This window comes from Bacillus cereus (genome assembly GCF_015071065.1).
Lineage (GTDB): Bacteria > Bacillota > Bacilli > Bacillales > Bacillaceae_G > Bacillus_A > Bacillus_A cereus_BA.
Genome location: NZ_VOVA01000011.1, coordinates 103,282 through 125,437 on the forward strand (window position 1 = coordinate 103,282; position 22,156 = coordinate 125,437).

Consider the following 22,156-nt stretch of genomic DNA (forward strand, 5'->3'; position numbering starts at 1 on the left):
AACATTTAAAATTATAACAAAATTTTTCAAGAAAAAAAGCTGTTCCTTTATGGAACAGCTCTCATCTTTTAATCTAAAATTTTCACAAACGGTTCATCTTGCTTCGCTTCACGTATAATAATTGCTTCTGGACGTTCTACAGATTTAATTGTTACTTGTACTTTCATATAATTCGGGAAGTATTCCATAACAAGTCCAGCTACATATTGTGTAAATCCAATTACTTCAGCTTTTCCATTGAATTGGACAGGAATATCGAGCTTCATTTCTTTTAATTCATCATCTCTATACATTCCAGTACCAATAACAGCTGTATAATCGCCTTGGAAATACTCACTTAACTTCGCTTTAAAGTTTGACACCCTTGCAAGATCTTCACGTTTATTATCCGCTTTTGCTTGTTCAGACGGGAACAAATAATATTTCTCATTGATTGCTTTCCAATCCTCAACCGTTTCACTACCCTTTTCTACCTTGGCATAAGAAACAAAATTCCCTGGCACAAGTGAAGACTTTGGACCTTGACGATAAATTGCAAATGTTATCGGAACATTTTTTGTGGCAGCGTCTTTTTGATGCATGACTTTCAAAATTTCTTGTGCCATCCTTTTCCCTTCAGCTAACATTTTTTCATCTGGGATTGCAGCCTCACGCGGATAACCATGCTCTTCCTCATAATATTGAACAGAATTCATCGCTAATCCAACTACAATGCCACCACGTTCAACATCGTTCTCACCTTTTTGTACGTAGTAATCATGCTCTAAAATATTTGAGATATACATTGGATTTTTTTTATTCTTTACTTCTAGCGATTCTGATCCTTCACTTAAGGCTGGATTCAACCCTATATTCGGAAAATTAACTGCATCTTTTTTCAACTTGTCCTCTAGCTCTTTTTGTTCAGCATCTGTACGCTTTCTTTTTACAAGCATTTGTATATATTGAGCGTTTAAAACGTCTCCACCTTTAAAGACATAATCTTTCGTGCTAAATGATTCTTTGGCAATCCGCATTAGCCCCGTTTCAAACTCCTCTATATCTAGACGACTATTTAAACCTTGTACAACTAATCCACGTGCCTCACCTGGATTAAATGGAACCGTTGTCTTATAATATTCATCCGAAATCGAGTACTTCGGGATAACAGCTTGCTCTTTCGCTTTCCCCGATTTCTCAACTGTTTTTTCATCTTTGTTAGAACCCATACTACACCCACTTACAAGTAGGCCAAGACTTAATACCGCTAACGCTATTTTTTTCATCGTAAGTTTGCACCTCTTACTTATTCAGCTCTTGTAAGAACCTCTCTTCATTCCAAACTTCAACATTGTGCTTCTCTGCTTGCGCTAATTTCGAACCAGCAGCTTCACCAGCAACAACTAAATCCGTACTTTTACTAACACTTCCTGTTACTTTTCCACCTAATGCCTCAATCTTCTTCTTCGCTTCACTGCGGCCCATAACTTCTAATTTCCCTGTTAAGACGACAGTTTTTCCTGCGAAGTACGATTCAACATTTTGTAAATCAGCAATTTTTATACCTTTGTATGCCATGTTCACGCCATACTCTTTAAATTGTTGTAATAGCTCTAATACGTCTTCATTATCGAAATACGTTACAACGGATTGAGCCATTTTTTCACCAATCTCGTTAATTGTTTTTAGTTCTTCTTCCTTTGCTTTCACAAGCTCATCCATCGTTTCGAAATGCTCAGCAAATGTACGTGCCGCTTTCGCACCGACATGACGAATACCAAGACCGAATAATAATCGCTCTAATGAGTTTTCCTTAGAATTCTCAATTGCTTGTACTAAATTTGTTGCTGATTTTTCACCGAAACGTTCTAGCTGTAATAATTGCTCTTTCGTCAATGAATATAAATCAGCAAACGTACGAATATAATCCGCATCAAAGAGTTGTGTAATTACACGTTCTCCAAGTCCATCAATATTCATTGCATTTCTTGAAACGAAATGGATTAACCCTTCACGAATTTGAGCTGGACAAGTCGGATTTATACATCGAAGTGCTACTTCTTCTTCTAAACGAACAAGTTCACTCTCACATGCTGGACAATGCGTTGGCATATGATATTCTTCTTCCTCACCAGTACGCTTATCAAAAATAACGTTCACAACTTCAGGAATGATATCTCCAGCCTTTTTCACAACAACGTAGTCACCAATTCGAATATCCTTTTCACGAATTAAATCTTCGTTATGTAAAGAAGCACGACGAACGATAGTTCCAGCCACTCTAACTGGCTCGAGCTCCGCAGTTGGTGTTACAACCCCTGTGCGGCCGACACTTAATTCAATCCCTGTTAATCTCGTCACAACTTCTTCAGCCGGGAATTTATAAGCTATTGCCCATCTTGGACTCTTTGCTGTAGTTCCTAAGCTTTCTTGAATAGTAACATCGTCTACTTTTATAACGATTCCGTCAATCTCATAATCAAGATGCGGGCGTTTTTCTTGCCACTCTTCTACATAGGCTATTACGTCTTCAATTGTTTCACATGTACGACGATTTGGATTCGTCTTAAATCCAAGCTCACCTAAGAAATCCAGTGATTCACTGTGGGATGGAATTGTTTTTTCTTCTACATTAGCAAGACCATACACAAACATAGATAAGTTACGCTTCGCTGCAATTTTCGGATCAAGTTGGCGTATCGATCCTGCTGCCGCATTACGTGGATTCGCAAATACATCTTCACCATTTTGCTCTTTTTCCTCATTTAATTTAACGAATGAACGCTTCGGCATGTAAGCCTCGCCTCGCGCTTCTAACGTTACTTCTTCATTTAATCGAAGTGGAATTGCTTTAATCGTTTTCAAGTTTTGGGTAATATCTTCACCCGTTACACCATCACCACGTGTTGCACCTTGAATAAAGCGTCCTTTTTCATAATGAAGTGAAACAGCAAGTCCGTCAATTTTTAATTCGCATATATATCTTACATTCGTATCATCAATTCCTTGACGTACTCTTCGGTCAAAATCACGCAAATCTCCTTCATTAAATGCGTTACCTAAACTTAACATCGGTGATTTATGCGTTACCTTTTCAAATATATCAAGTACAGCTCCCCCAACTCGAATAGAGGGGGAGTCTTCCGTTACAAATTCAGGGTTCTCTGCTTCTAATTTCATAAGCTCCTGCATATCACGGTCATATTCCGCATCAGAAACAGAAGGATTGTCTAATACGTGATATTGATAGTTAAATGTATTTAACAAATCACGCAGTTCTTCTATACGCTTTTTGGCTATCTCTTTTGACATATCCTCAGTCCTTTCCTATTGTTTCGTCACAGGTGCAAATTTTGCTAATAAACGTTTAATACCAATTGGGCTTGGGAACGCAATATCTAATTCTTTTGAATCACCTTCACCCTTTACACTTACAACTGTACCGACTCCCCACTTCTGGTGAGCAGCTTTATCGCCTATTGCCCAGCCAATTTGCTCGCCACCTGTCGTCTTAACAGCCGGACGCGCGAAAGCTGAACGAGAACGTGTTGTAGTTGCGCTTGTCGTTCTTCCTTTTGCACCAAACGAAGTTTCACGCTTCGGTGCTGTTTCATTTAATGGTTCTACTAGTTCTGCCGGGATTTCTGTAATAAATCGAGATGCTGCATTCATACTTGTTCTACCAAATAAAGTACGCATTTGCGCATTCGATAAATATAACTCTTCTTCTGCACGAGTAATACCTACATAAGCAAGACGACGCTCTTCTTGCATTTCATCTTCTTCCATAAGAGAACGAGTATGTGGGAATATCCCTTCCTCTAAGCCAACAATAAAGACAACTGGGAACTCTAATCCTTTTGCTGAGTGCATCGTCATTAAAATAACTTCCTCACCAGCAGTTGGATCTTCATCTACACGATCAATATCAGCAACAAGAGCTAAGTCTGTTAAGAATGCAACAAGGCTCTTATCTTCACTTTGAGATTCGAATGTTTGCGTAACAGATAAAAACTCGTCTAAGTTTTCTAAACGACCTTCTGCTTCTAAAGAACGCTCATTTTTCAGCATATCGCGATAGCCTGTTTTTTCAATAACTTCTTCTACTAATTCTGTAACAGATAAATACTCTTGCATATTTACCCAGTTGTGTAATAAACCTGCGAATTCTTTTACTGCCTTTGTAATTTTTGCACTTACTCCAACATGCTCAATCTCATCTAATACAGCAGTTAATGAAATTCCATTTTGTACACCGTAATTAATAATTTTATCAATAGAAGTCGCACCAACCCCGCGCTTTGGCATGTTAATAATACGCGCAAAACTAATCTCATCATCTGGATTCCCAATTAAACGTAAGTACGCCAAAATGTCTTTAATCTCTTTGCGGTCGTAGAACTTAGTACCGCCGACAATTTTGTAAGGGATATTAGATTTCAGGAAAATCTCCTCGATCATACGAGACTGGGCATTCGTACGATATAACACTGCAAAATCAGTATATTTTCGGTTCCCCATTTGAATATCATCACGAATTTTTTTCGCAACAAAATACGCTTCGTCCTTTTCGGTTGCAGCACGATAATACGAGATTTTGCTCCCAATTTGATTGTCTGTCCATAATTTCTTCGGTTTACGGTTTGAGTTTTTTTCAATTACAGCATTAGCTGCATTTAAAATATTTTGTGATGAACGATAGTTTTGTTCTAACAGAATAACTTGCGCATTCTCATAGTCTTTTTCGAATGACAAAATGTTAGAAATGTCAGCCCCGCGCCAGCGGTAAATAGACTGATCCGAATCACCAACAACACAAAGGTTTTTAAAACGTGATGCCAAATGTTTAACAAGAAGGTACTGGGCTTTGTTCGTATCTTGATACTCATCAACGTGAATATATTGGAACTTACGCTGATAGAACTCTAGCACTTCTGGAACGCGTTCAAATAGCTGAATCGTCGTCATAATTAAATCATCAAAGTCTAATGAGTTATTTTTTAGAAGGCGTTTTTGATATTCTGTATATACATCGCTCGTTAATTTTTCATATGGATCAGCGGTTGTAATTTTTTTTGCATATTTATCTGCAGATAACAGTTCATTTTTCGCATTACTAATACCCGCTAAAATGGAACGTGGTTCAAACTTCTTCGGGTCAATATTGCGCTCCTTCATAATTTTCTTTACTACAGTTAACTGATCACCTGCATCTAAAATCGTAAAGTTACGATTAATCCCAATGCGGTCAATATCACGTCGTAAAATACGTACGCACATAGAGTGGAACGTAGAAATCCAAATATCTTCTGCTTCTGGTCCAACAAGTTTATCAATACGCTCACGCATTTCACGAGCAGCTTTATTTGTAAAGGTAATTGCTAGTACATTCCATGGCGCCACACCTTTTTCACCAAGTAAATACGCAATACGGTGTGTTAACACACGTGTTTTCCCACTACCTGCGCCTGCCATTAATAGAAGTGCTCCATTTGTTGTTTGTACTGCTTTTTGTTGCTGCGGATTTAAACCATTTAATAACCTATCTGTCGTACTCATATGCGCCTGCACCTACTCTCCTTTTACTGCTTTAACTGTTTTTAACGCAGCTTTTATATCATCATAAATAACATTTCCAACAACTACTGTATCAGCATACTGTGCCATTTCTTTCGCTTGTTCTGCATTAGAAATACCACCGCCATAATATAGCTTAGCTTGCTTCAATTCTGCTTTTACATTTTTAACAAGTTCAATATCTCCATACGTCCCGCTATATTCTAAATAGAATATCGGTAAATGTAATAGCTTGTCTGCTAAACGTGCATATGCAATAACATCATCTTCTGTTAAATCACATTTTGCATCTGTAAGCTGGGCTACTTTCGCTTCTGGATTTAAAACACAATACCCTTCCATGAAAATTTCGTCCCAGTCCATAATATCCCCAAATTCTTTCAATGCCTCATGATGAACACCTGTTACCCATTCTACTTTTCGGCTATTTAAAACACTTGGGATGTAATAAAAATCAAATCCCGGTGTAATTGCTTCCAAATCAGAAACCTCTAACACACAAGGAACTGCATATCTACGAATGCTAACTAGCATGTGTAATACATTATCAATTGTAACTCCATCACTTCCGCCTACAATAACAGCATCCGTTCCAGATTCACAAATCATTTCTAAATGTTCGTCACTTAACTCCTTATTTGGATCAAGCTTAAATACATGTTTCCATCCGGAAATATCGTACATGAAAACACCCTTTCTTTTCTCTAGTTATATATATTTCTGTTCAAAATAACAGTTGATTTTTATCAGGAGTTTTTAACTTCCTTGCTATATCTTTACCGGACTGGCGTATGCAACGATGAAATGCGACAGCTATCTTTACCGGACTTTTTGAACTTCCTTTTACGCATTCTTTCATTATAACAAAAAAAGCTACCTACACACACGCCCAATCCAACATCTTTTTCAACGTCAAATGTTGGATTACATATCAAAAAACTTATAAGGAATACTAACAAATGAAATAGCATTTCTATTTCGAAGTTAATTAAAAAGGAGTGTTTTTCTAATGAAGCAAAACATCGGCACAATTAGTGCTCTAATTCGAATCACACTCGGACTCATCCTCTTCGGTTGTAGTACAGCTAAACTCGTACGTAAACCTTGGTGCACTTGGTCTAAAGTTTTGCTCTGGATTGGTGCCATGAAAATTGCGGAGGGAATCGTTCGTTTCTGCCCTATTGTTGAAGCCTGTAAGTTTGGAAAATATATGAATATGAGCGCATTTAAAATGCCTAGCATGAATTTCACTGAAAAAGGACATAATAAAGAAGAAGTTAATCCAGCTTCCAGTCATGACAAGCCAAAGTCAAATGGAAGTTATGATACTTCTGACAAAGAGATTGAGTCAGCGATTGAAGAATTAATCCTGGCAAAACCGCTTTGAATCATTTGTCACGATGCAAGATGCTCTCAAAGAGACTTAGCTGCTGCAGTGGGCGGCTAAGTCTTCTTTATTTTACCACAAAACAGAACGTACATTCTTATCCTTTTGGAGTTTTATCCCTAAAACGTACATAAAAGATATCAATTGATAAAATTCGGAAAATTAGGTATAAAGCCCTTGCATGTAATGATATAAAAGTGATATCATTTTTATATCAGGAGGCGATCATATGAAAGAAAAACAAGTATTTTATGTTAATGGATTTCTCGGTATTATCGGAATTTTGATTTTAGCCGCTATCGGTGTATTTTGCCTTGTACAAGAAATTTTCATAGTAGCAGCATTAACTATTATTTTAGCCGCAGTTCTCACTACAGGTATTGGTATTGTTCAACCAAACCAAGCAAAAGTAATTACGTTTTTCGGTAGTTATTTAGGAACAATCCGTCAAAATGGTTTATTTTTAACAATTCCATTCGCGTTTCGTCAAACTGTATCTTTACGTGTTGAAAACTTTAACAGTAAGAAATTAAAAGTAAACGATGTTGAGGGCAATCCAATTGAAATTGCAGCCGTTATCGTATATAAAGTGGTTGATTCCGCAAAAGCAATGTTTGGTGTTGAGCATTACGATCGATTCGTAGAAATTCAAAGTGAAACAGCAATCCGCCACGTTGCTACAAAATATCCTTATGATAATTTCCAAGATGAAACTTGCATCACGTTACGAGGAAATACTGAAGAAATCTCTGAAGAATTAAAGCGTGAGTTAGAAGCACGACTTGAAATCGCTGGCGTAGAAGTATTAGAAACTCGTTTAACACACTTAGCTTACGCAACAGAAATCGCCCATGCAATGCTCCAACGTCAACAAGCAAAAGCAGTATTAGCTGCTAGAAAAGAGATTGTTGAAGGTGCTGTAAAAATGGCGAAAGATTCAATCCATATGTTAGATGAAGAAGGCGTACTGGAACTCGATGACGAGCGTAAAGCAAATATGGTGAACAATTTATTAGTTGCCATCGTTTCAGATAAAGGTGCGCAACCAGTTATTAATACAGGAAGCTTATACTAAAGGTTGTAAGTGATTATGGCCAAAAAGAAAAGCTTTCCATTACGTATTGATCCTGAATTACACGCAGTCATCGAAAAATGGGCGAACGATGAATTCCGTAGCGTCAACGCACACATCGAGTATTTACTTCGAGAAATAGCAAAGCAAAAAGGGAAATTAAAAAAAGATAAAGATGCATAAAAATCCCGCTGAGAAATCAGCGGGATTTTTTATACATTAACTTCTCGTCATCTCATGCCCAATTGCACGGTATCCTATATCACTTCGGTAAAATAGACCATCACTCTCAATTTTACCGATTTCTTTATACACTTTATCCTTCGCTTCTTGTAAACTATTTGCCTTACAAGCAACAAATAATACACGACCACCGTTTGTTACAAAGTCACCATGTTTCATCACTGTCCCTGCGTGAAAAACAATTACATCCTGCAGTGCGTCTAATCCGTTAATAATTTCACCTTTTTTATACGCTTCTGGATATCCTTTAGAAGCAAGTACAACACCAATTACCGCTTCCTCTGACCATTCTAACGTTAGCTCACTTTCATCTAATACAGCGTTACATACATCAACTAAATCATTTTCTAAGCGTGGTAATACAACTTCCGTTTCAGGATCGCCAAAGCGTGCATTAAATTCAATTACCTTTGGACCATCATTTGTTAAAATAAGCCCCGCATATAAAATCCCTGTAAATGAACGACCTTCTTGAATCATCGCTTTAGCAGTTGGATGTAATACTGTTTCAATCGCTTCTTGAACCGCTGACTCCGGAATTTGTGGTACAGGTGAATATGCACCCATTCCCCCTGTATTCGGACCTTTATCACCATCAAAAGCTCGTTTATGATCTTGAGCAATTACCATTGGATATACAGTTGTTCCATTTACAAATGCCATTAATGAAAATTCTTGTCCATCTAAAAACTCTTCAATAACGACCTTCTTGCTTGCTGCGCCAAACTTCACATCTTGTAGCATTTCTTTCACAGCTTGCAATGCCTCTTCAAGCGTCATTGCTACCGTTACACCTTTACCAGCAGCTAACCCATCTGCCTTAATTACGATCGGTGCACCAACTTTTTGAATGTACTTTACTGCCTCTTCATAGTCTGTAAAAGTTTCATATGCCGCAGTTGGAATATCATAATTTTCCATCAATTCTTTTGTAAAAGCTTTACTACCTTCAATAACAGCAGCCGCTTTATTAGGCCCAAATACACGAAGTCCCTCTTCCTTAAAGCGATCAACGATTCCGTTCATAAGTGGAATTTCTGGTCCAACGAAAGTTAAGCCTACATTGTTTTCTTTTGCAAATAAGACTAATGCATCAAAATCATTCTCATCAATATCAACTGGTGTTGCAACATCTCGCATACCTTCATTCCCTGGTGCTACATATACTTTTTCTACCTTTTCAGATCGTGCAAACTTCCAAGCTAAAGCATGCTCACGCCCACCGCGACCAATTACTAAAACATTCATATTTCATCCCCCAATAATTAAATAAGTACAAACTAGAAGCTATGCTCCTAGTTTGTTTTCATATCAATAAAAGTTTAAAAGGGAGGATCGAGAGAACCGAGCAGGTCGAGGCGTATTCGCCAGGAGGACACGGAGTGTAGCTTTCCTACATGAGTACCGCACTGGCAATGCAACGACAACATGCGAAGGTTATCTCGGCCGGACCTTTTAAACATCCGTATCAATATAAGTTTAAAAGGGAGGATCGAGAGAACCGAGCAGGTCGAGGCGCATTCGCCAGGAGGACACGGAGTGTAGCTTTCCTACATGAGTACCGCACTGGCAATGTAACGACGACATGCGAAGGTTATCTCGACCGGACCTTTTAAACATCCTCTATTAATGTTTGAAATGACGTACGCCAGTAAACACCATCGTAACCCCATACTTATCTGCCACTTTAATAGAATCCTCATCACGAATTGATCCGCCTGGTTGGATAATTGCTGTAATACCAGCTTTTGCTGCTTCTTCTACTGTATCTGGCATTGGGAAGAAAGCATCAGATGCAAGTGCGCTACCTTGTGCTTTTTCGCCAGCTTGTGTAATTGCAATCTTCGCAGAACCTACACGGTTCATTTGTCCTGCACCTACACCAACTGTCATGTTATCATTCGCTAAAACAATTGCATTTGATTTCACATGTTTTACAACTTTCCAAGCTAGTTTTAAATCTTTCCACTCTTGTTCTGACGGTTCACGTTTCGTTGGAATTGAAATTGCACTTTCATCTAATGATAACGTATCTTCCTCTTGAACAAGAAGTCCACCTTGTACAGAAGTTAGTTTTTTACTTGCACTTGTTGCCTTTTCAATATTTACAGTTAGTAAGCGTAAGTTTTTCTTACTTTGCAACACTTCTAAAGCTTCTTGCGAGAACGAAGGAGCGATAACAATTTCTAAGAAAATTTCATGTAACTTTTCAGCTGTAGCTTTATCAATTTCACGATTCGCTGCAATAATGCCGCCAAAAATTGATACTGGATCTGCCTCATAAGCGCGTGTGTATGCTTCATGAATATCAGTTCCTACTCCAACACCACATGGGTTCATATGTTTTACCGCTACTACTGCCGGTTCTGTAAATTCTTTCACGATGCTCAGTGCTGCATCCGCATCGTTGATATTGTTATAAGATAATTCTTTACCGTGTAATTGTTCTGCGTATGCAACAGAAGAAGTTGCAGCGAATGGCGCTTTATAGAACGTTGCTTTTTGATGTGGATTTTCGCCATAGCGTAAATCTTGTTTTTTCTCAAATGTCACCGTTACTGTTTCTGGGCTTTCTTCGCCCATTTGTTCTGTTAAGTAGTTAGAAATTAACGCATCATATGCCGCTGTATGACGGAATACTTTCGCTGCTAATTTACGTTTCGTTTCCTCTGTTACTTCACCGTTCTCTTTCAGTTCTGCTAATACAACATCATAATCTACTGGATCTACAATTACCGATACAAATTTATGATTTTTCGCAGCAGAGCGAATCATTGTTGGGCCACCGATATCAATATTTTCAATTGCATCAGCAAATGTTACATCAGGCTTAGCGATTGTTTCTTTAAATGGGTATAAGTTAACAACAACAAAGTCAATTGGTTGAATACCTAATTCATTCATTTGCGCTACATGCGTTTCATTATCACGAACCGCTAATAGACCACCATGAATATTTGGATGTAATGTTTTTACACGGCCATCCATAATTTCTGGGAAACCAGTTACTTCAGAAATACCAATTACTTGTAAGCCGTTTTCTTCTAATAATTTTTTCGTACCACCTGTTGAAATAACTTCAATCCCTTGTTCAAGTAAACCCTTAACAAATTCTACTACTCCTGTTTTATCTGAAACACTTACTAATGCACGCTTTTTCATTTATCCTTCACCCCTGGTTGTATGTTAGTTAACAGTTGGTTTTTTCACAGACTGAACAATTTGATTCACTGTATTCACGTATAATTTATGTTCAACTTGTTGAATTTTCTTTTGTAAGCTTTCTCTCGTATCCCCTTCAGAAACAACTACTGCTTCTTGCGCAATAATTGGACCTGTATCCATACCTGCATCTACATAATGAATCGTTACTCCAGTTACTTTCACACCCGCTTCTAACGCTTGACCAACAGCGTCTTTACCTGGAAAACTCGGTAGTAATGATGGATGAATATTAATAATCTTCCCGCCGTACGCTTCTAATAAAGTCGGCCCGATTAAACGCATATATCCAGCTAAAATAACATAATCAATCTCATATTCTTTTAGTTTCTTTAATATCTCTTTTTCAAATACTTCTTTTGATTCGTACATTTTTGCTGAAAATGCGAAGCATGGAATGTCATGATAATGTGCACGCCCAATAGCTCGAGCCTCTGGTTTATCACATACTAATAAACTAATATCTGCTTCCAATTTTTTTTCTTCTACCGCATTAATGAGAGATTGAAAGTTAGATCCGCTTCCAGAAGCGAAAACTGCTAATCTACTCATAGTTCTGTGCTCCCATTAAAGGTAACACCAGATCCTTGTACAGTACGTCCAATAATACGAGCTGTTTCTCCTTGCGCTTCAAGAAGATGAATAATATCTTTTGCCTCTTCTTCCTTCACCGCTACTACCATACCAACACCCATGTTAAAAATATTGAACATTTCTTTCTCTTCTAGTTTCCCAACTTCTTGAAGTAAACTGAAAATCGGCTGAATTTTCCAAGATCCTAGTTCAATTTCTGCACCGATTCCTTCTGGCAACATACGTGGGATATTTTCAATGAAGCCTCCACCTGTAATGTGTGCCATACCGTACACTTCATAGTTCTTCAATAGTTCTAAAATAGGTTTGACATAAATTTTCGTTGGTTTTAATAATTCTTCACCAAGAGGTAGTTCTAAGCGTCCATAAATACGATCTAAAGATAGTCCTCCATCTTCTAGTAACACTTTTCGTACTAAAGAATAACCGTTACTATGAATACCGCTAGATGCTAAGCCAATTAATACGTGACCAGCTTCAATTTTTTCACCTGTTACAATTTTCTTTTTATCAACAATTCCAACTGTAAAACCAGCTAAATCGTATTCTTCCGTAGAATACATTCCTGGCATTTCAGCTGTTTCTCCACCAATTAATGCACAACCAGCTTGGCGACAACCCTCTGATATACCTTTGACGATGTTTTCAATTTTACTAGGTTCAGCTTTACCACAAGCAATATAATCAAGGAAGAAAAGCGGCTCTGCTCCTTGGACAACAATATCATTTACACACATTGCTACTGCATCAATACCAATTGTGTCATGTTTATCTGCCATAAAAGCGAGCATCAATTTCGTTCCCACGCCATCTGTTCCAGATACTAATACAGGTTCTTCTAATGCAAATTTTGATAGATCAAACATACCTCCAAAACCGCCTAAACCGCCTAGTACTTCTTTTCTCATTGTTGTTTGTACGTGTTTTTTCATGCGAGATACCGCTTCATATCCAGCTTCAATATCTACTCCTGCTTGCTTATATGCATTCGCCATCGTTTTTTACACCTCGTCTTTTAATTTCTCCCCATCCAGGGCGGCCGTTTTAAGAAAGAAGCTAGCTTCTACATCAGAAGAAGTAGAAGCTTTTTTCTTCTTATTTCATACTTTCTAAAAGCTCTTGCTCATAATCATAAAGAGCTGTTGGATAGTCTCCATTGAAGTAAGCCATACATAAACCGCCGTATTTCCCTTCATATGGACGTCCAATTGCATCTACTAATCCATCTTCACTTAAAAATGTTAAAGAATCTGCTCCGATGATTTGACGGATTTCCTCTATTGAATTATTTGCTGCGATTAATTCTTTTCTCGTTTGAATATCAATGCCATAGAAGCATGGATACTTAAGAGGTGGTGAAGCAATTCTTACATGGACTTCTGTCGCTCCAGCCTCGCGAAGCATACGAACAATTCGTTTACTTGTCGTTCCTCTTACGATAGAATCGTCAATCATAACAACTCGTTTTCCTTCAACTACGCCTCTTACTGCTGAAAGCTTCATCTTAACCCCTTGCTCACGCAGTTCTTGAGAAGGTTGAATAAACGTACGTCCAACGTAACGATTTTTAATTAATCCTAACTCATACGGAATTCCTGTCGCCTCCGCATAACCAATTGCTGCTGAAATACTAGAGTCTGGTACACCAGTAACAACATCAGCTTCAATAGGAGCTTCCGCCGCTAAACGTTTCCCCATGTTTTTACGTGCTGCATGAACATTAATACCAGCGATATTAGAATCTGGACGTGCAAAGTAAATGTATTCCATACTGCAAATCGCATGGTCTACTTCATTTGTAAAACGATCTACGTGAATTCCTTCATCATTGATAATAATCAATTCACCAGGTTCTACATCACGAATGTATGTTGCACCAACTACATCGAAAGCACATGTTTCCGATGCTACAACGTAAGCATCCCCCATCTTTCCAATTGAAAGAGGACGGAATCCATTTGGATCTAGCGCAACGATCATTTCATTTCCAGTTAGTAAAAGATATGCAAACGCACCTTTCACTTTATTTAGAGCCTCTTTTACACTATCAATTAAAGAATCTTTTGTACTACGTTTAATGAGGTGTAAAAGTACTTCTGTATCTGAACTTGTTTGAAAAATACTTCCCTCTGCCTCTAATTCACGACGAAGCATTTTTGCGTTAATTAAATTTCCGTTATGAGCTAACGCCATGCTATGATCGGAAAAACGGAATAATAATGGTTGAACGTTAGCAACTTCACTTCCACCAGCTGTTGCATATCGTACATGTCCAATTGCTGATTTTCCGTTTAATCCTTCTAGCTCACCTCTTGAAAACACTTCTGATATTAAACCTAACCCCTTGTGACCGACGATCTTTTCCCCATTATTTACAACAATGCCTGCGCCCTCTTGTCCACGGTGCTGCAAACTGTGCAATCCGTAGTACGAAACTTGTGCTGCATTTTCATGCCCCCAAATTCCGAAAACGCCACATTCTTCATTTAACCCCTTTATTTCAGCAAGCATGGGATTGCCCCTTTCCAAGCCTTTCTCATTTCATCTACATTTGCCGTAAGTAATACTTCATTTTCTTCATTATGAATTGTTACTTCATTTGTGTTTGTAACTTCTCCAACTTGAATTGCTTCAACCACTTTCTCGAATGCTTCTTTATTTTCACGTTTTACAGTTATAACGAAGCGAGATTGTGATTCCGCAAATAATACTGCTGTTGCTTCTCCGTCTAATTTCACATTAGCACCTAAACCGTTAGCACCAATTGCACTTTCTGAAATTGCAACTGCTAAACCACCCTCTGCGACATCATGCGCAGATTGAACAAGGCCAGCTTGAATTGCTTCTAGTACTTGTTTTTGGCGTTTTAATTCTACATCTAGATCGATACTTGGTGATTGACCGAAAATTTTTCCGTAGATCATTTTCTGTAATTCACTTCCACCAAACTCAGCTTTCGTCTCTCCGATTACATAAACTAAGTCGCCAGCTTGCTTAAATTCTTGTGTTGTTACATGTTTTAAATCATGTACAAGTCCGACCATCCCAACAGTTGGCGTTGGGTATACCGCTTCACCGCTACGCTCGTTATACATTGATACGTTTCCGCCGATAACTGGCGTTTGTAACTTGCGGCAAGCTTCACTCATACCGTCTACTGATTTCTCAATTTGCCAGAAGATTTCTGGTTTTTCTGGATTACCAAAGTTTAAGCAATCTGTAATTGCAAGTGGCTCTCCGCCAGAACATACGACATTACGTGCTGCCTCCGCTACTGCAATTTTACCGCCCATTTCTGGATCTAAATAAATGTAGCGAGAGTTACAATCTGTCGTCATCGCTAATCCTTTTTCTGTACCGCGTACACGTACAACCGCTGCATCTGAACCTGGTGTAACAACTGTGCTTGTGCGCACTTGATAATCATATTGATCGTATACCCACTCTTTACTTGCAATCGTTGGTTGCTGTAATAGAGATAATAACGTTTCTTTATAATTTTCTACTTGTGGTGTTTCCATTTTCATCTGCTGGAACTCAGCAAAGTATGCTGCTTCTTTTGACGGTTTATTATAAATTGGCGCTTCTTCTGCAAGAGCATCCGCCGGTACTTCAGCTACCATTTCATCTTTATGGAATAAGCGAAGCATTTTATCTTCAGTTACTTTCCCCATCGTAACGGCTGCAAGACCATACTTCTCAAATAAATCTACTATTTCTTGCTCTCTACCTTTTTTCACAACAATTAACATACGCTCTTGTGATTCAGATAACATCATTTCATATGGAGTCATTCCAGTTTCGCGCTGCGGTACATCATCTAAGTACATTTCAATACCCATACCTGCTTTACTTGCCATTTCTGCAGAAGATGATGTTAAACCAGCTGCACCCATATCTTGAATTCCCACAAGTGCATCAGACTGAATAAGTTCTAAACATGCTTCGATAAGAAGCTTCTCCATAAATGGATCCCCTACTTGAACTGCCGGACGCTTCGCTTCTGAGCTTTCAGATAGCTCTTCAGATGCGAATGTTGCACCGTGAATACCATCACGACCAGTTGATGCCCCTACGTACATTACTGTATTACCAGCACCATGTGCTTGCCCTTTTTTAATATCTTCATGATTAATTAGGCCTACACACATTGCATTTACAAGTGGATTTCCTTCATAACATGGATCAAACTGTACTTCTCCACCAACAGTAGGAATACCGATGCAGTTACCGTATCCTGCGATTCCTGCTACCACTTCTTCGAATAAATATTTCACGCGTGGTGATTTTAGTTCACCGAAGCGAAGTGAGTTTAATAGAGCTACCGGACGTGCTCCCATAGAGAATACATCGCGAATAATACCGCCGACACCTGTTGCTGCCCCTTGATATGGCTCAATTGCAGAAGGATGGTTATGACTTTCCATTTTAAATACAACCGCTTGATTATCACCGATATCTACAATTCCAGCGCCTTCTCCAGGTCCTTGTAAGACACGCTCACCTGTCGTTGGAAACTTACGAAGAACTGGCTTTGAATTTTTATAACTACAATGTTCAGACCACATAACAGAGAATAGTCCCGTTTCTGTATAATTCGGCAAACGGCCTAAAATCTTTTCAACCATGGCAAACTCTTCGTCTGTTAGCCCCATTTCCGCATATATACGCTCTTCTTTAATTTGTGTTGGATTTGGTTCAAGCATTAACGACATATGTTTCCCTCCACTGTTTTAAGATAGATTGAAAGACTTTTAACCCTTCAGCACCGCCAAGTAATTCATCTACAGCGCGCTCTGGATGTGGCATCATGCCAAGGACATTCCCTTTTTCATTTACAATACCAGCAATATCTGAAACGCTTCCATTCGGATTTTCCACGTAACGGAATGCAATTTGATTATTCTCTTCTAGTTGTTTAAGAGTTGTTTCATCACAATAGTAATTTCCTTCGCCATGTGCTATTGGAATATTGATTACTGCACCTTTTTCGTATTGTGATGTAAACATCGTTTCGTTATTTTCAACACGTAACTGAACCGTACGGCACATAAACTTTAAGTTTTCGTTTCTCATTAATGCTCCTGGTAGTAATCCTGATTCAACAAGAATCTGGAATCCATTACATACACCTAAAATTGGCTTTCCTTGCTCAGCAGCTTTTTGTACTGCTTTCATTGCATTAGCAAAGCGAGAAATAGCACCGCAGCGTAAGTAGTCACCGTAAGAGAATCCACCTGGTAGTAGGATCGCATCGTACTCATCTAAATTTTCTCGATCATGCCAAACGTAATCTACCTCTTCGCCAAGCTCATCTTTAATTGCATGAAACATATCAACATCACAGTTCGAACCTGGAAATACTATTACGGCAAATTTCACTGTGCGACAACCTCCTCAACTTCATAACGGTAGTCTTCCATTACAACGTTTGCTAGTAATTTTTCACACATTTCTTTTACCTTGCTATCTAGATCAGATACTGATTTATCAATTGTTAATTCCATATACTTTCCGATTCGAACATCTTGTACTTCTGTGAACGAAAGACTATGAAGCGCACCTTTCACTGCTGTTCCTTGTGGATCTAATACGCTTTCTCTTAACGTTACATATACCTTAACTTTATACATGTGAAATTCCCCCTAAACGTTTTAAAATCTCTTCATATGCTTCTGTTAAATTTCCAAGATCACGACGGAATACGTCTTTATCAAACTTTTCATTGCTCGTTTCATCCCACAAACGGCAAGTATCTGGTGAAATTTCATCTGCTAATATGATTTCCCCTTCTTCTGTTACGCCAAACTCTAATTTGAAATCTACTAATCTTACACGACAGCTTGCGAAATGATCAATCAACACTTGATTGATTTGTAGAGCTGCATCTCGTAATACGCTTACTTGCTCTGGCGATGCAACGTTTAATACACGAATATGATCTTCCGTTACAAGCGGATCTCCTAAATCATCATCTTTGAAGTAAAATTCTACGATTGGTTCTGCAAGTACAGTTCCCTCTTCCATTCCTAAACGTTTTGAAAGGCTTCCTGCAATTACATTTCTTGTGACAACTTCTAGAGGAATAATACTCACTTTTTTAACAAGTTGCTCTGTTTCAGATAACTTCTCAATGAAATGTGTTTTAACTCCCACTTCTTGTAACTTTCTGAACAATAAAGTTGTAATCTCATTGTTCAAACGACCTTTTCCTGTAATCGTCTCTTTTTTCTCCCCATTGAAAGCAGTCGCACTATCTTTGTACTCTACCCAAACCATATCTGCTGATTCTGTACGATAAATTCTTTTTGCCTTACCTTCATACAGCAATTCTAGCTTTTGCATTTCGCAAGCCCCCTGTAGTTTGAAAAATGTGAATAATATTTTTATAAAGAATGGCACAGAATGACTCTATTCTGTGCCATATGAAATTTTACGCTTCGTTTAATCCAAGGCGTTCAAAGATTGTATCAACGTGTTGCATATGATGTTCATAATTAAAGCATTCGTTAATTTCTTCTTGCGTTAACTTACTTGTAATACGCTCATCAGCTTCTACAAGCTCTTTAAATTGTACTTGTGTTTCCCAAGCTTCCATTGCTTTAGGCTGTACGATATCATAAGCTTCTTCACGCACCAGGCCTTTGTCAATTAGTGTAAGCATTACGCGCTGAGAGTAAATTAAGCCGTATGTTCTTGTCATATTGCGTTTCATATTCTCTGGGAATACAGTTAAGTTTTTAACGATATTACCAAAACGATTTAACATGTAATTTAACGCGATTGTAGCATCTGGTAAAATTACGCGTTCTGCAGAAGAGTGCGAGATATCACGCTCATGCCATAACGGAACATTCTCGTAAGCTGTCATCATATAACCGCGGATAACACGAGCTAAACCAGTCATATTTTCAGATCCAATTGGATTACGTTTATGCGGCATTGCAGAAGAACCTTTTTGACCTTTTGCGAAAGCCTCTTCAACTTCACGTGTTTCACTCTTTTGTAAACCACGAATCTCAACTGCTATCTTTTCAACAGATGTTGCGATTAGTGCAAGTGTTGACATGTAATGTGCATGGCGATCACGTTGTAATGTTTGTGTTGAAATTGGTGCTGCTTCTAATCCTAAGTTTTCACAAACATACTTTTCTACGAATGGATCAATATTTGCATATGTACCAACCGCACCAGATAATTTCCCCACGCGAACTGTATCAGCAGCTTGTTTGAAACGCTCTACATTACGTTTCATTTCTTCATACCAAAGACCAAGTTTTAAACCAAATGTTGTTGGCTCTGCATGTACACCGTGTGTTCTTCCCATCATGATCGTGTATTTATGCTCTTTCGCTTTATTAGCTAAAATGCTAACAAAGTTTTCTAAGTCTTTTAACAAGATTTCATTTGCTTGTTTTAAAATATAAGATAAAGCTGTATCTACTACGTCTGTGGATGTTAAACCGTAATGAACCCATTTACGTTCTTCACCTAATGTTGGTGTTTCTGATACAGCACGAGTGAAAGCAACTACGTCATGACGTGTTTCTTTTTCAATTTCATAAATACGATCAATATCAAATGATGCATGTTCACGAATTTTTTTCACATCTTCTTTTGGAATATCGCCAAGCTCAGCCCATGCTTCACAAGCTAAAATCTCAACTTCTAACCACGCTTTAAATTTATTCTCTTCCGTCCAAATTGCACCCATTTCAGGGCGTGTATAACGATTAATCATCTTTTTCCCTCCAACAGTTGTTCTTGATGGTCCCAAATATGCAAACTCTTCGCTTTTTCTAGAGCGACTTCAATATTATCATTTAAAATATTAACATGCCCCATTTTTCGCTGCTCTTTTGCTTCTTCTTTTCCATACAAGTGTAAATAGCACCCGGTTAATCTATTCACTTGTCCTAGGACCCCTTCTATATGTTCGCCTAAAATGTTAACCATGACAACTGGTTTTAACAAATTTGTTTCTCCAAGAGGTAAATTACAGATTGCTCGAATATGTTGACCAAATTGACTCGTTTCACATGCGTCAAGCGTATAATGCCCTGAGTTGTGAGGTCTTGGTGCTAATTCATTAATGTAAATCTCACCGTCAGCTGTAGCAAACATCTCTACCGCTAGTGTTCCCACAAGTTTTAATTCATCCGCAAGCACTTTTGCATAAGCAATTGCTTTTTGAGAAAGCTCTTCTGTAATGCGAGCTGGAACGATAGATTCATGTAAAATGTTATTCACATGAATATTTTCCGCTACTGGAAACACTTTCGTTTCACCACTTACACTACGAATTACAATAACTGATACTTCTTTTTCAAAAGGCACCCATTTTTCAAGAATGCATTCTGCTTTATTAGTAAGCTCTTTTGCTCTCACAACATCAGCTTCACTCTTTAAAACAACTTGCCCTTTACCATCGTATCCACCTGTCGTTGTTTTTAAGACAGAAGGGAAAGATAACTCTTTAATTGCTTCTGTAAGTTGATCTTGATTTTGAACCAATCTATACGATGCTACAGGTAACCCGGCTTTCTCAATTGCATTCTTTTCTGTAAAACGATTTTGCGTTTTATTTAACAACTGACTACCTTGTGGTAAATACGCATGTTTCTCAAGCCATTGTAAACATCTATAATCAATATTCTCAAATTCATATGTGACAACGTCGCTTATCTCTGCTAAATGCTGAATTGCTTTTAAATCGTCATAAGATGCAACAATCTCAATATCAGCAACTTGTGCACATGGTGAATGCTTTGTAGGATCTAAAACAGCAATTTTATAACCCATCTCCTTAGCTGCCAGCGCCATCATTCTTCCAAGCTGGCCGCCTCCAATAATGCCGATTGTTTTTCCAGGTAAGATGATTCTCGTCATACTAGCTCACTACCTTCACGCACAGTTTTCTCAATAGCCTCTCGTCTCAACTCTAATGCATCATGTATGTCATCATGAAATGATCCAAGTATTTGTGCAGCAAGCAATCCAGCATTTGTTGAACCAGCCTTACCAATTGCAACAGATGCAACTGGAACCCCTCCTGGCATTTGGACAATGGATAATAATGAATCTAGGCCGTTTAACGCTTTTGATTGAACTGGGACACCGATTACAGGAAGATTTGTCTTCGCTGCAACCATTCCAGGTAAATGTGCTGCTCCACCAGCTCCAGCAATAATAACTTTTAATCCACGCTCACGAGCTGTTTCTGCATATTCAAACATATAATCCGGAGTCCGATGAGCGGATACAACTTTTTTCTCATACGGTATATTTAATTCATCTAAAATGTCACAAGCATATTTCATTGTTTCCCAGTCTGACGTGCTTCCCATTATGACTCCAACTAGTGATTTCATATTAGAATCCCCCCGATTCAAATAAAAAAAGCCTGAAATAGAACAGTTTCTCTTTTACTATGAGAGAAAGTGCTCTACTCAGGCATACGTATCCCTTGTGAATAGAAAAATACCGAGTGACTTTCCCTCATAGTCCAACGAATAACGGTCGTTAGGTAGAGACTTGCAGGCCATATCCCCGCGATTATATGAGGTCTTATATATTATTGTTTCTATGGCTATATTAACAATATTCCATAAACAATGTCAATAAATAATCGAATGTTTTTTTATTAGTCATCGATAACGTTCGTGTTTTAGTTATATTCAAAAGAAGAATTGCAACTATATACAAGAAGGAAAGGGAATTAGAATATATATTTCTAGAGATTTATTTTACGTATAACTGTTTATATAGTACTTCAGTATGTTTTAATTAAAATATATACACTCTTGTGTTCTATACATCAATAGCACTTATATTATAACGACTTAATTTCTAAGGAGGAATAACCGTGAAAAAAATAACTGTGCTATTATCCTATTTATTTTTCTCTATCGCAGTAATTGCTGTAATTATTGAATACTTATTTATATCATCCCATTTTTTCTACTCTCATTATTTAAAATATACACTTATGATAGAAATAATCTTTCCTATCTTAGGGATTATTTTAGGAGCATTCGGAAAATCAGGAGCACAAAAAATCATTGCCATTATTTTAAACTGCC

General features: G+C 38.0%; 20 protein-coding genes and 1 riboswitch. Of the genes, 4 read left to right on the forward strand and 16 right to left on the reverse strand.

Annotated elements, in window-relative coordinates:
- Positions 1–68: 68 nt before the first annotated feature.
- Genes FT637_RS21735 through FT637_RS21750 form a run of 4 tightly spaced genes read right to left on the reverse strand, consistent with a single transcriptional unit; the run spans position 69 to position 6,240 of the window.
- A complete protein-coding gene (locus FT637_RS21735; RefSeq protein WP_193648061.1) occupies positions 69–1,265 on the reverse strand; it encodes a CamS family sex pheromone protein in 1,197 nt (398 codons plus the stop codon).
- Positions 1,266–1,281: 16 nt separating this feature from the next.
- Positions 1,282–3,291, reverse strand: coding sequence for an NAD-dependent DNA ligase LigA (ligA, locus tag FT637_RS21740; protein ID WP_193648062.1), 2,010 nt, complete (start codon positions 3,289–3,291; stop codon positions 1,282–1,284).
- A 15-nt stretch (positions 3,292–3,306) separates the two neighbouring features.
- Positions 3,307–5,538, reverse strand: coding sequence for a DNA helicase PcrA (gene pcrA, locus FT637_RS21745; RefSeq protein ID WP_193648063.1), 2,232 nt, complete (start codon positions 5,536–5,538; stop codon positions 3,307–3,309).
- A gap of 12 nt (positions 5,539–5,550) precedes the next feature.
- The gene (locus FT637_RS21750) at positions 5,551–6,240 is read right to left on the reverse strand and encodes a heptaprenylglyceryl phosphate synthase (protein ID WP_193648064.1); all 690 of its coding nucleotides are present in this window, start codon (positions 6,238–6,240) and stop codon (positions 5,551–5,553) included.
- 325 nt (positions 6,241–6,565) lie between these two features.
- Between FT637_RS21750 and FT637_RS21755 the strand changes: the two genes are divergently transcribed.
- The 3 genes from FT637_RS21755 to FT637_RS21765 all read left to right on the forward strand — a co-directional run bounded on the left by FT637_RS21755 (position 6,566) and on the right by FT637_RS21765 (position 8,198).
- Positions 6,566–6,943: a DUF2892 domain-containing protein gene (locus FT637_RS21755; RefSeq protein WP_193648065.1), complete on the forward strand. Its 378-nt coding sequence runs from the start codon at positions 6,566–6,568 to the stop codon at positions 6,941–6,943.
- Positions 6,944–7,172: 229 nt separating this feature from the next.
- Entirely contained in the window at positions 7,173–8,018 is an 846-nt protein-coding gene (locus tag FT637_RS21760; RefSeq protein WP_193648066.1) for an SPFH domain-containing protein, read from the forward strand.
- A 15-nt stretch (positions 8,019–8,033) separates the two neighbouring features.
- A complete protein-coding gene (locus FT637_RS21765) occupies positions 8,034–8,198 on the forward strand; it encodes a toxin-antitoxin system HicB family antitoxin (protein ID WP_193648067.1) in 165 nt (54 codons plus the stop codon).
- A gap of 36 nt (positions 8,199–8,234) precedes the next feature.
- Here FT637_RS21765 and purD read toward each other — a convergent pair whose 3' ends face one another.
- The 12 genes from purD to purE form a co-directional block, all read right to left on the reverse strand.
- Complete coding sequence (purD, locus tag FT637_RS21770) at positions 8,235–9,506, reverse strand: phosphoribosylamine--glycine ligase (protein ID WP_193648068.1); 1,272 nt, start codon at positions 9,504–9,506, stop codon at positions 8,235–8,237.
- Between the two features lie 378 nt (positions 9,507–9,884).
- A complete protein-coding gene (gene purH, locus FT637_RS21775) occupies positions 9,885–11,420 on the reverse strand; it encodes a bifunctional phosphoribosylaminoimidazolecarboxamide formyltransferase/IMP cyclohydrolase (RefSeq protein ID WP_193648069.1) in 1,536 nt (511 codons plus the stop codon).
- Between the two features lie 24 nt (positions 11,421–11,444).
- Positions 11,445–12,032 (reverse strand): phosphoribosylglycinamide formyltransferase, encoded by a 588-nt coding sequence (gene purN, locus FT637_RS21780; protein ID WP_193648070.1) that lies wholly within the window; start codon positions 12,030–12,032, stop codon positions 11,445–11,447.
- On the reverse strand, positions 12,029–13,069 hold the full coding sequence (gene purM, locus FT637_RS21785) for a phosphoribosylformylglycinamidine cyclo-ligase (RefSeq protein ID WP_193648071.1): 1,041 nt from the start codon (positions 13,067–13,069) through the stop codon (positions 12,029–12,031). Before purM ends, purN begins: the two co-directional genes overlap by 4 nt.
- A gap of 100 nt (positions 13,070–13,169) precedes the next feature.
- Complete coding sequence (purF, locus tag FT637_RS21790; RefSeq protein ID WP_193648072.1) at positions 13,170–14,585, reverse strand: amidophosphoribosyltransferase; 1,416 nt, start codon at positions 14,583–14,585, stop codon at positions 13,170–13,172.
- Positions 14,570–16,789 (reverse strand): phosphoribosylformylglycinamidine synthase II, encoded by a 2,220-nt coding sequence (gene purL, locus FT637_RS21795; protein WP_193648073.1) that lies wholly within the window; start codon positions 16,787–16,789, stop codon positions 14,570–14,572. Before purL ends, purF begins: the two co-directional genes overlap by 16 nt.
- A complete protein-coding gene (purQ, locus tag FT637_RS21800; RefSeq protein ID WP_193648074.1) occupies positions 16,773–17,456 on the reverse strand; it encodes a phosphoribosylformylglycinamidine synthase subunit PurQ in 684 nt (227 codons plus the stop codon). The genes purL and purQ overlap by 17 nt, the downstream gene beginning before the upstream one ends.
- Positions 17,453–17,707: a phosphoribosylformylglycinamidine synthase subunit PurS gene (purS, locus tag FT637_RS21805; protein WP_070140640.1), complete on the reverse strand. Its 255-nt coding sequence runs from the start codon at positions 17,705–17,707 to the stop codon at positions 17,453–17,455. The genes purQ and purS overlap by 4 nt, the downstream gene beginning before the upstream one ends.
- Positions 17,700–18,419 carry a phosphoribosylaminoimidazolesuccinocarboxamide synthase gene (gene purC, locus FT637_RS21810; RefSeq protein ID WP_193648075.1) on the reverse strand — a complete coding sequence of 240 codons (720 nt, stop codon included), beginning with the start codon at positions 18,417–18,419 and terminating at the stop codon, positions 17,700–17,702. Before purC ends, purS begins: the two co-directional genes overlap by 8 nt.
- Positions 18,420–18,507: 88 nt before the next feature.
- Entirely contained in the window at positions 18,508–19,815 is a 1,308-nt protein-coding gene (gene purB / locus FT637_RS21815) for an adenylosuccinate lyase (protein ID WP_193648076.1), read from the reverse strand.
- Positions 19,812–20,963, reverse strand: a complete 1,152-nt coding sequence (purK, locus tag FT637_RS21820; RefSeq protein ID WP_193648077.1) for a 5-(carboxyamino)imidazole ribonucleotide synthase — start codon at positions 20,961–20,963, stop codon at positions 19,812–19,814. The genes purB and purK overlap by 4 nt, the downstream gene beginning before the upstream one ends.
- On the reverse strand, positions 20,960–21,445 hold the full coding sequence (gene purE / locus FT637_RS21825) for a 5-(carboxyamino)imidazole ribonucleotide mutase (RefSeq protein ID WP_193648078.1): 486 nt from the start codon (positions 21,443–21,445) through the stop codon (positions 20,960–20,962). The genes purK and purE overlap by 4 nt, the downstream gene beginning before the upstream one ends.
- A gap of 110 nt (positions 21,446–21,555) precedes the next feature.
- Positions 21,556–21,657: riboswitch (purine riboswitch) on the reverse strand.
- Positions 21,658–21,939: 282 nt separating this feature from the next.
- Here purE and FT637_RS21830 point away from each other — a divergent pair.
- Positions 21,940–22,156: hypothetical protein (locus FT637_RS21830; protein WP_193648079.1), on the forward strand; the 217-nt coding region annotated here is incomplete at its 3' end.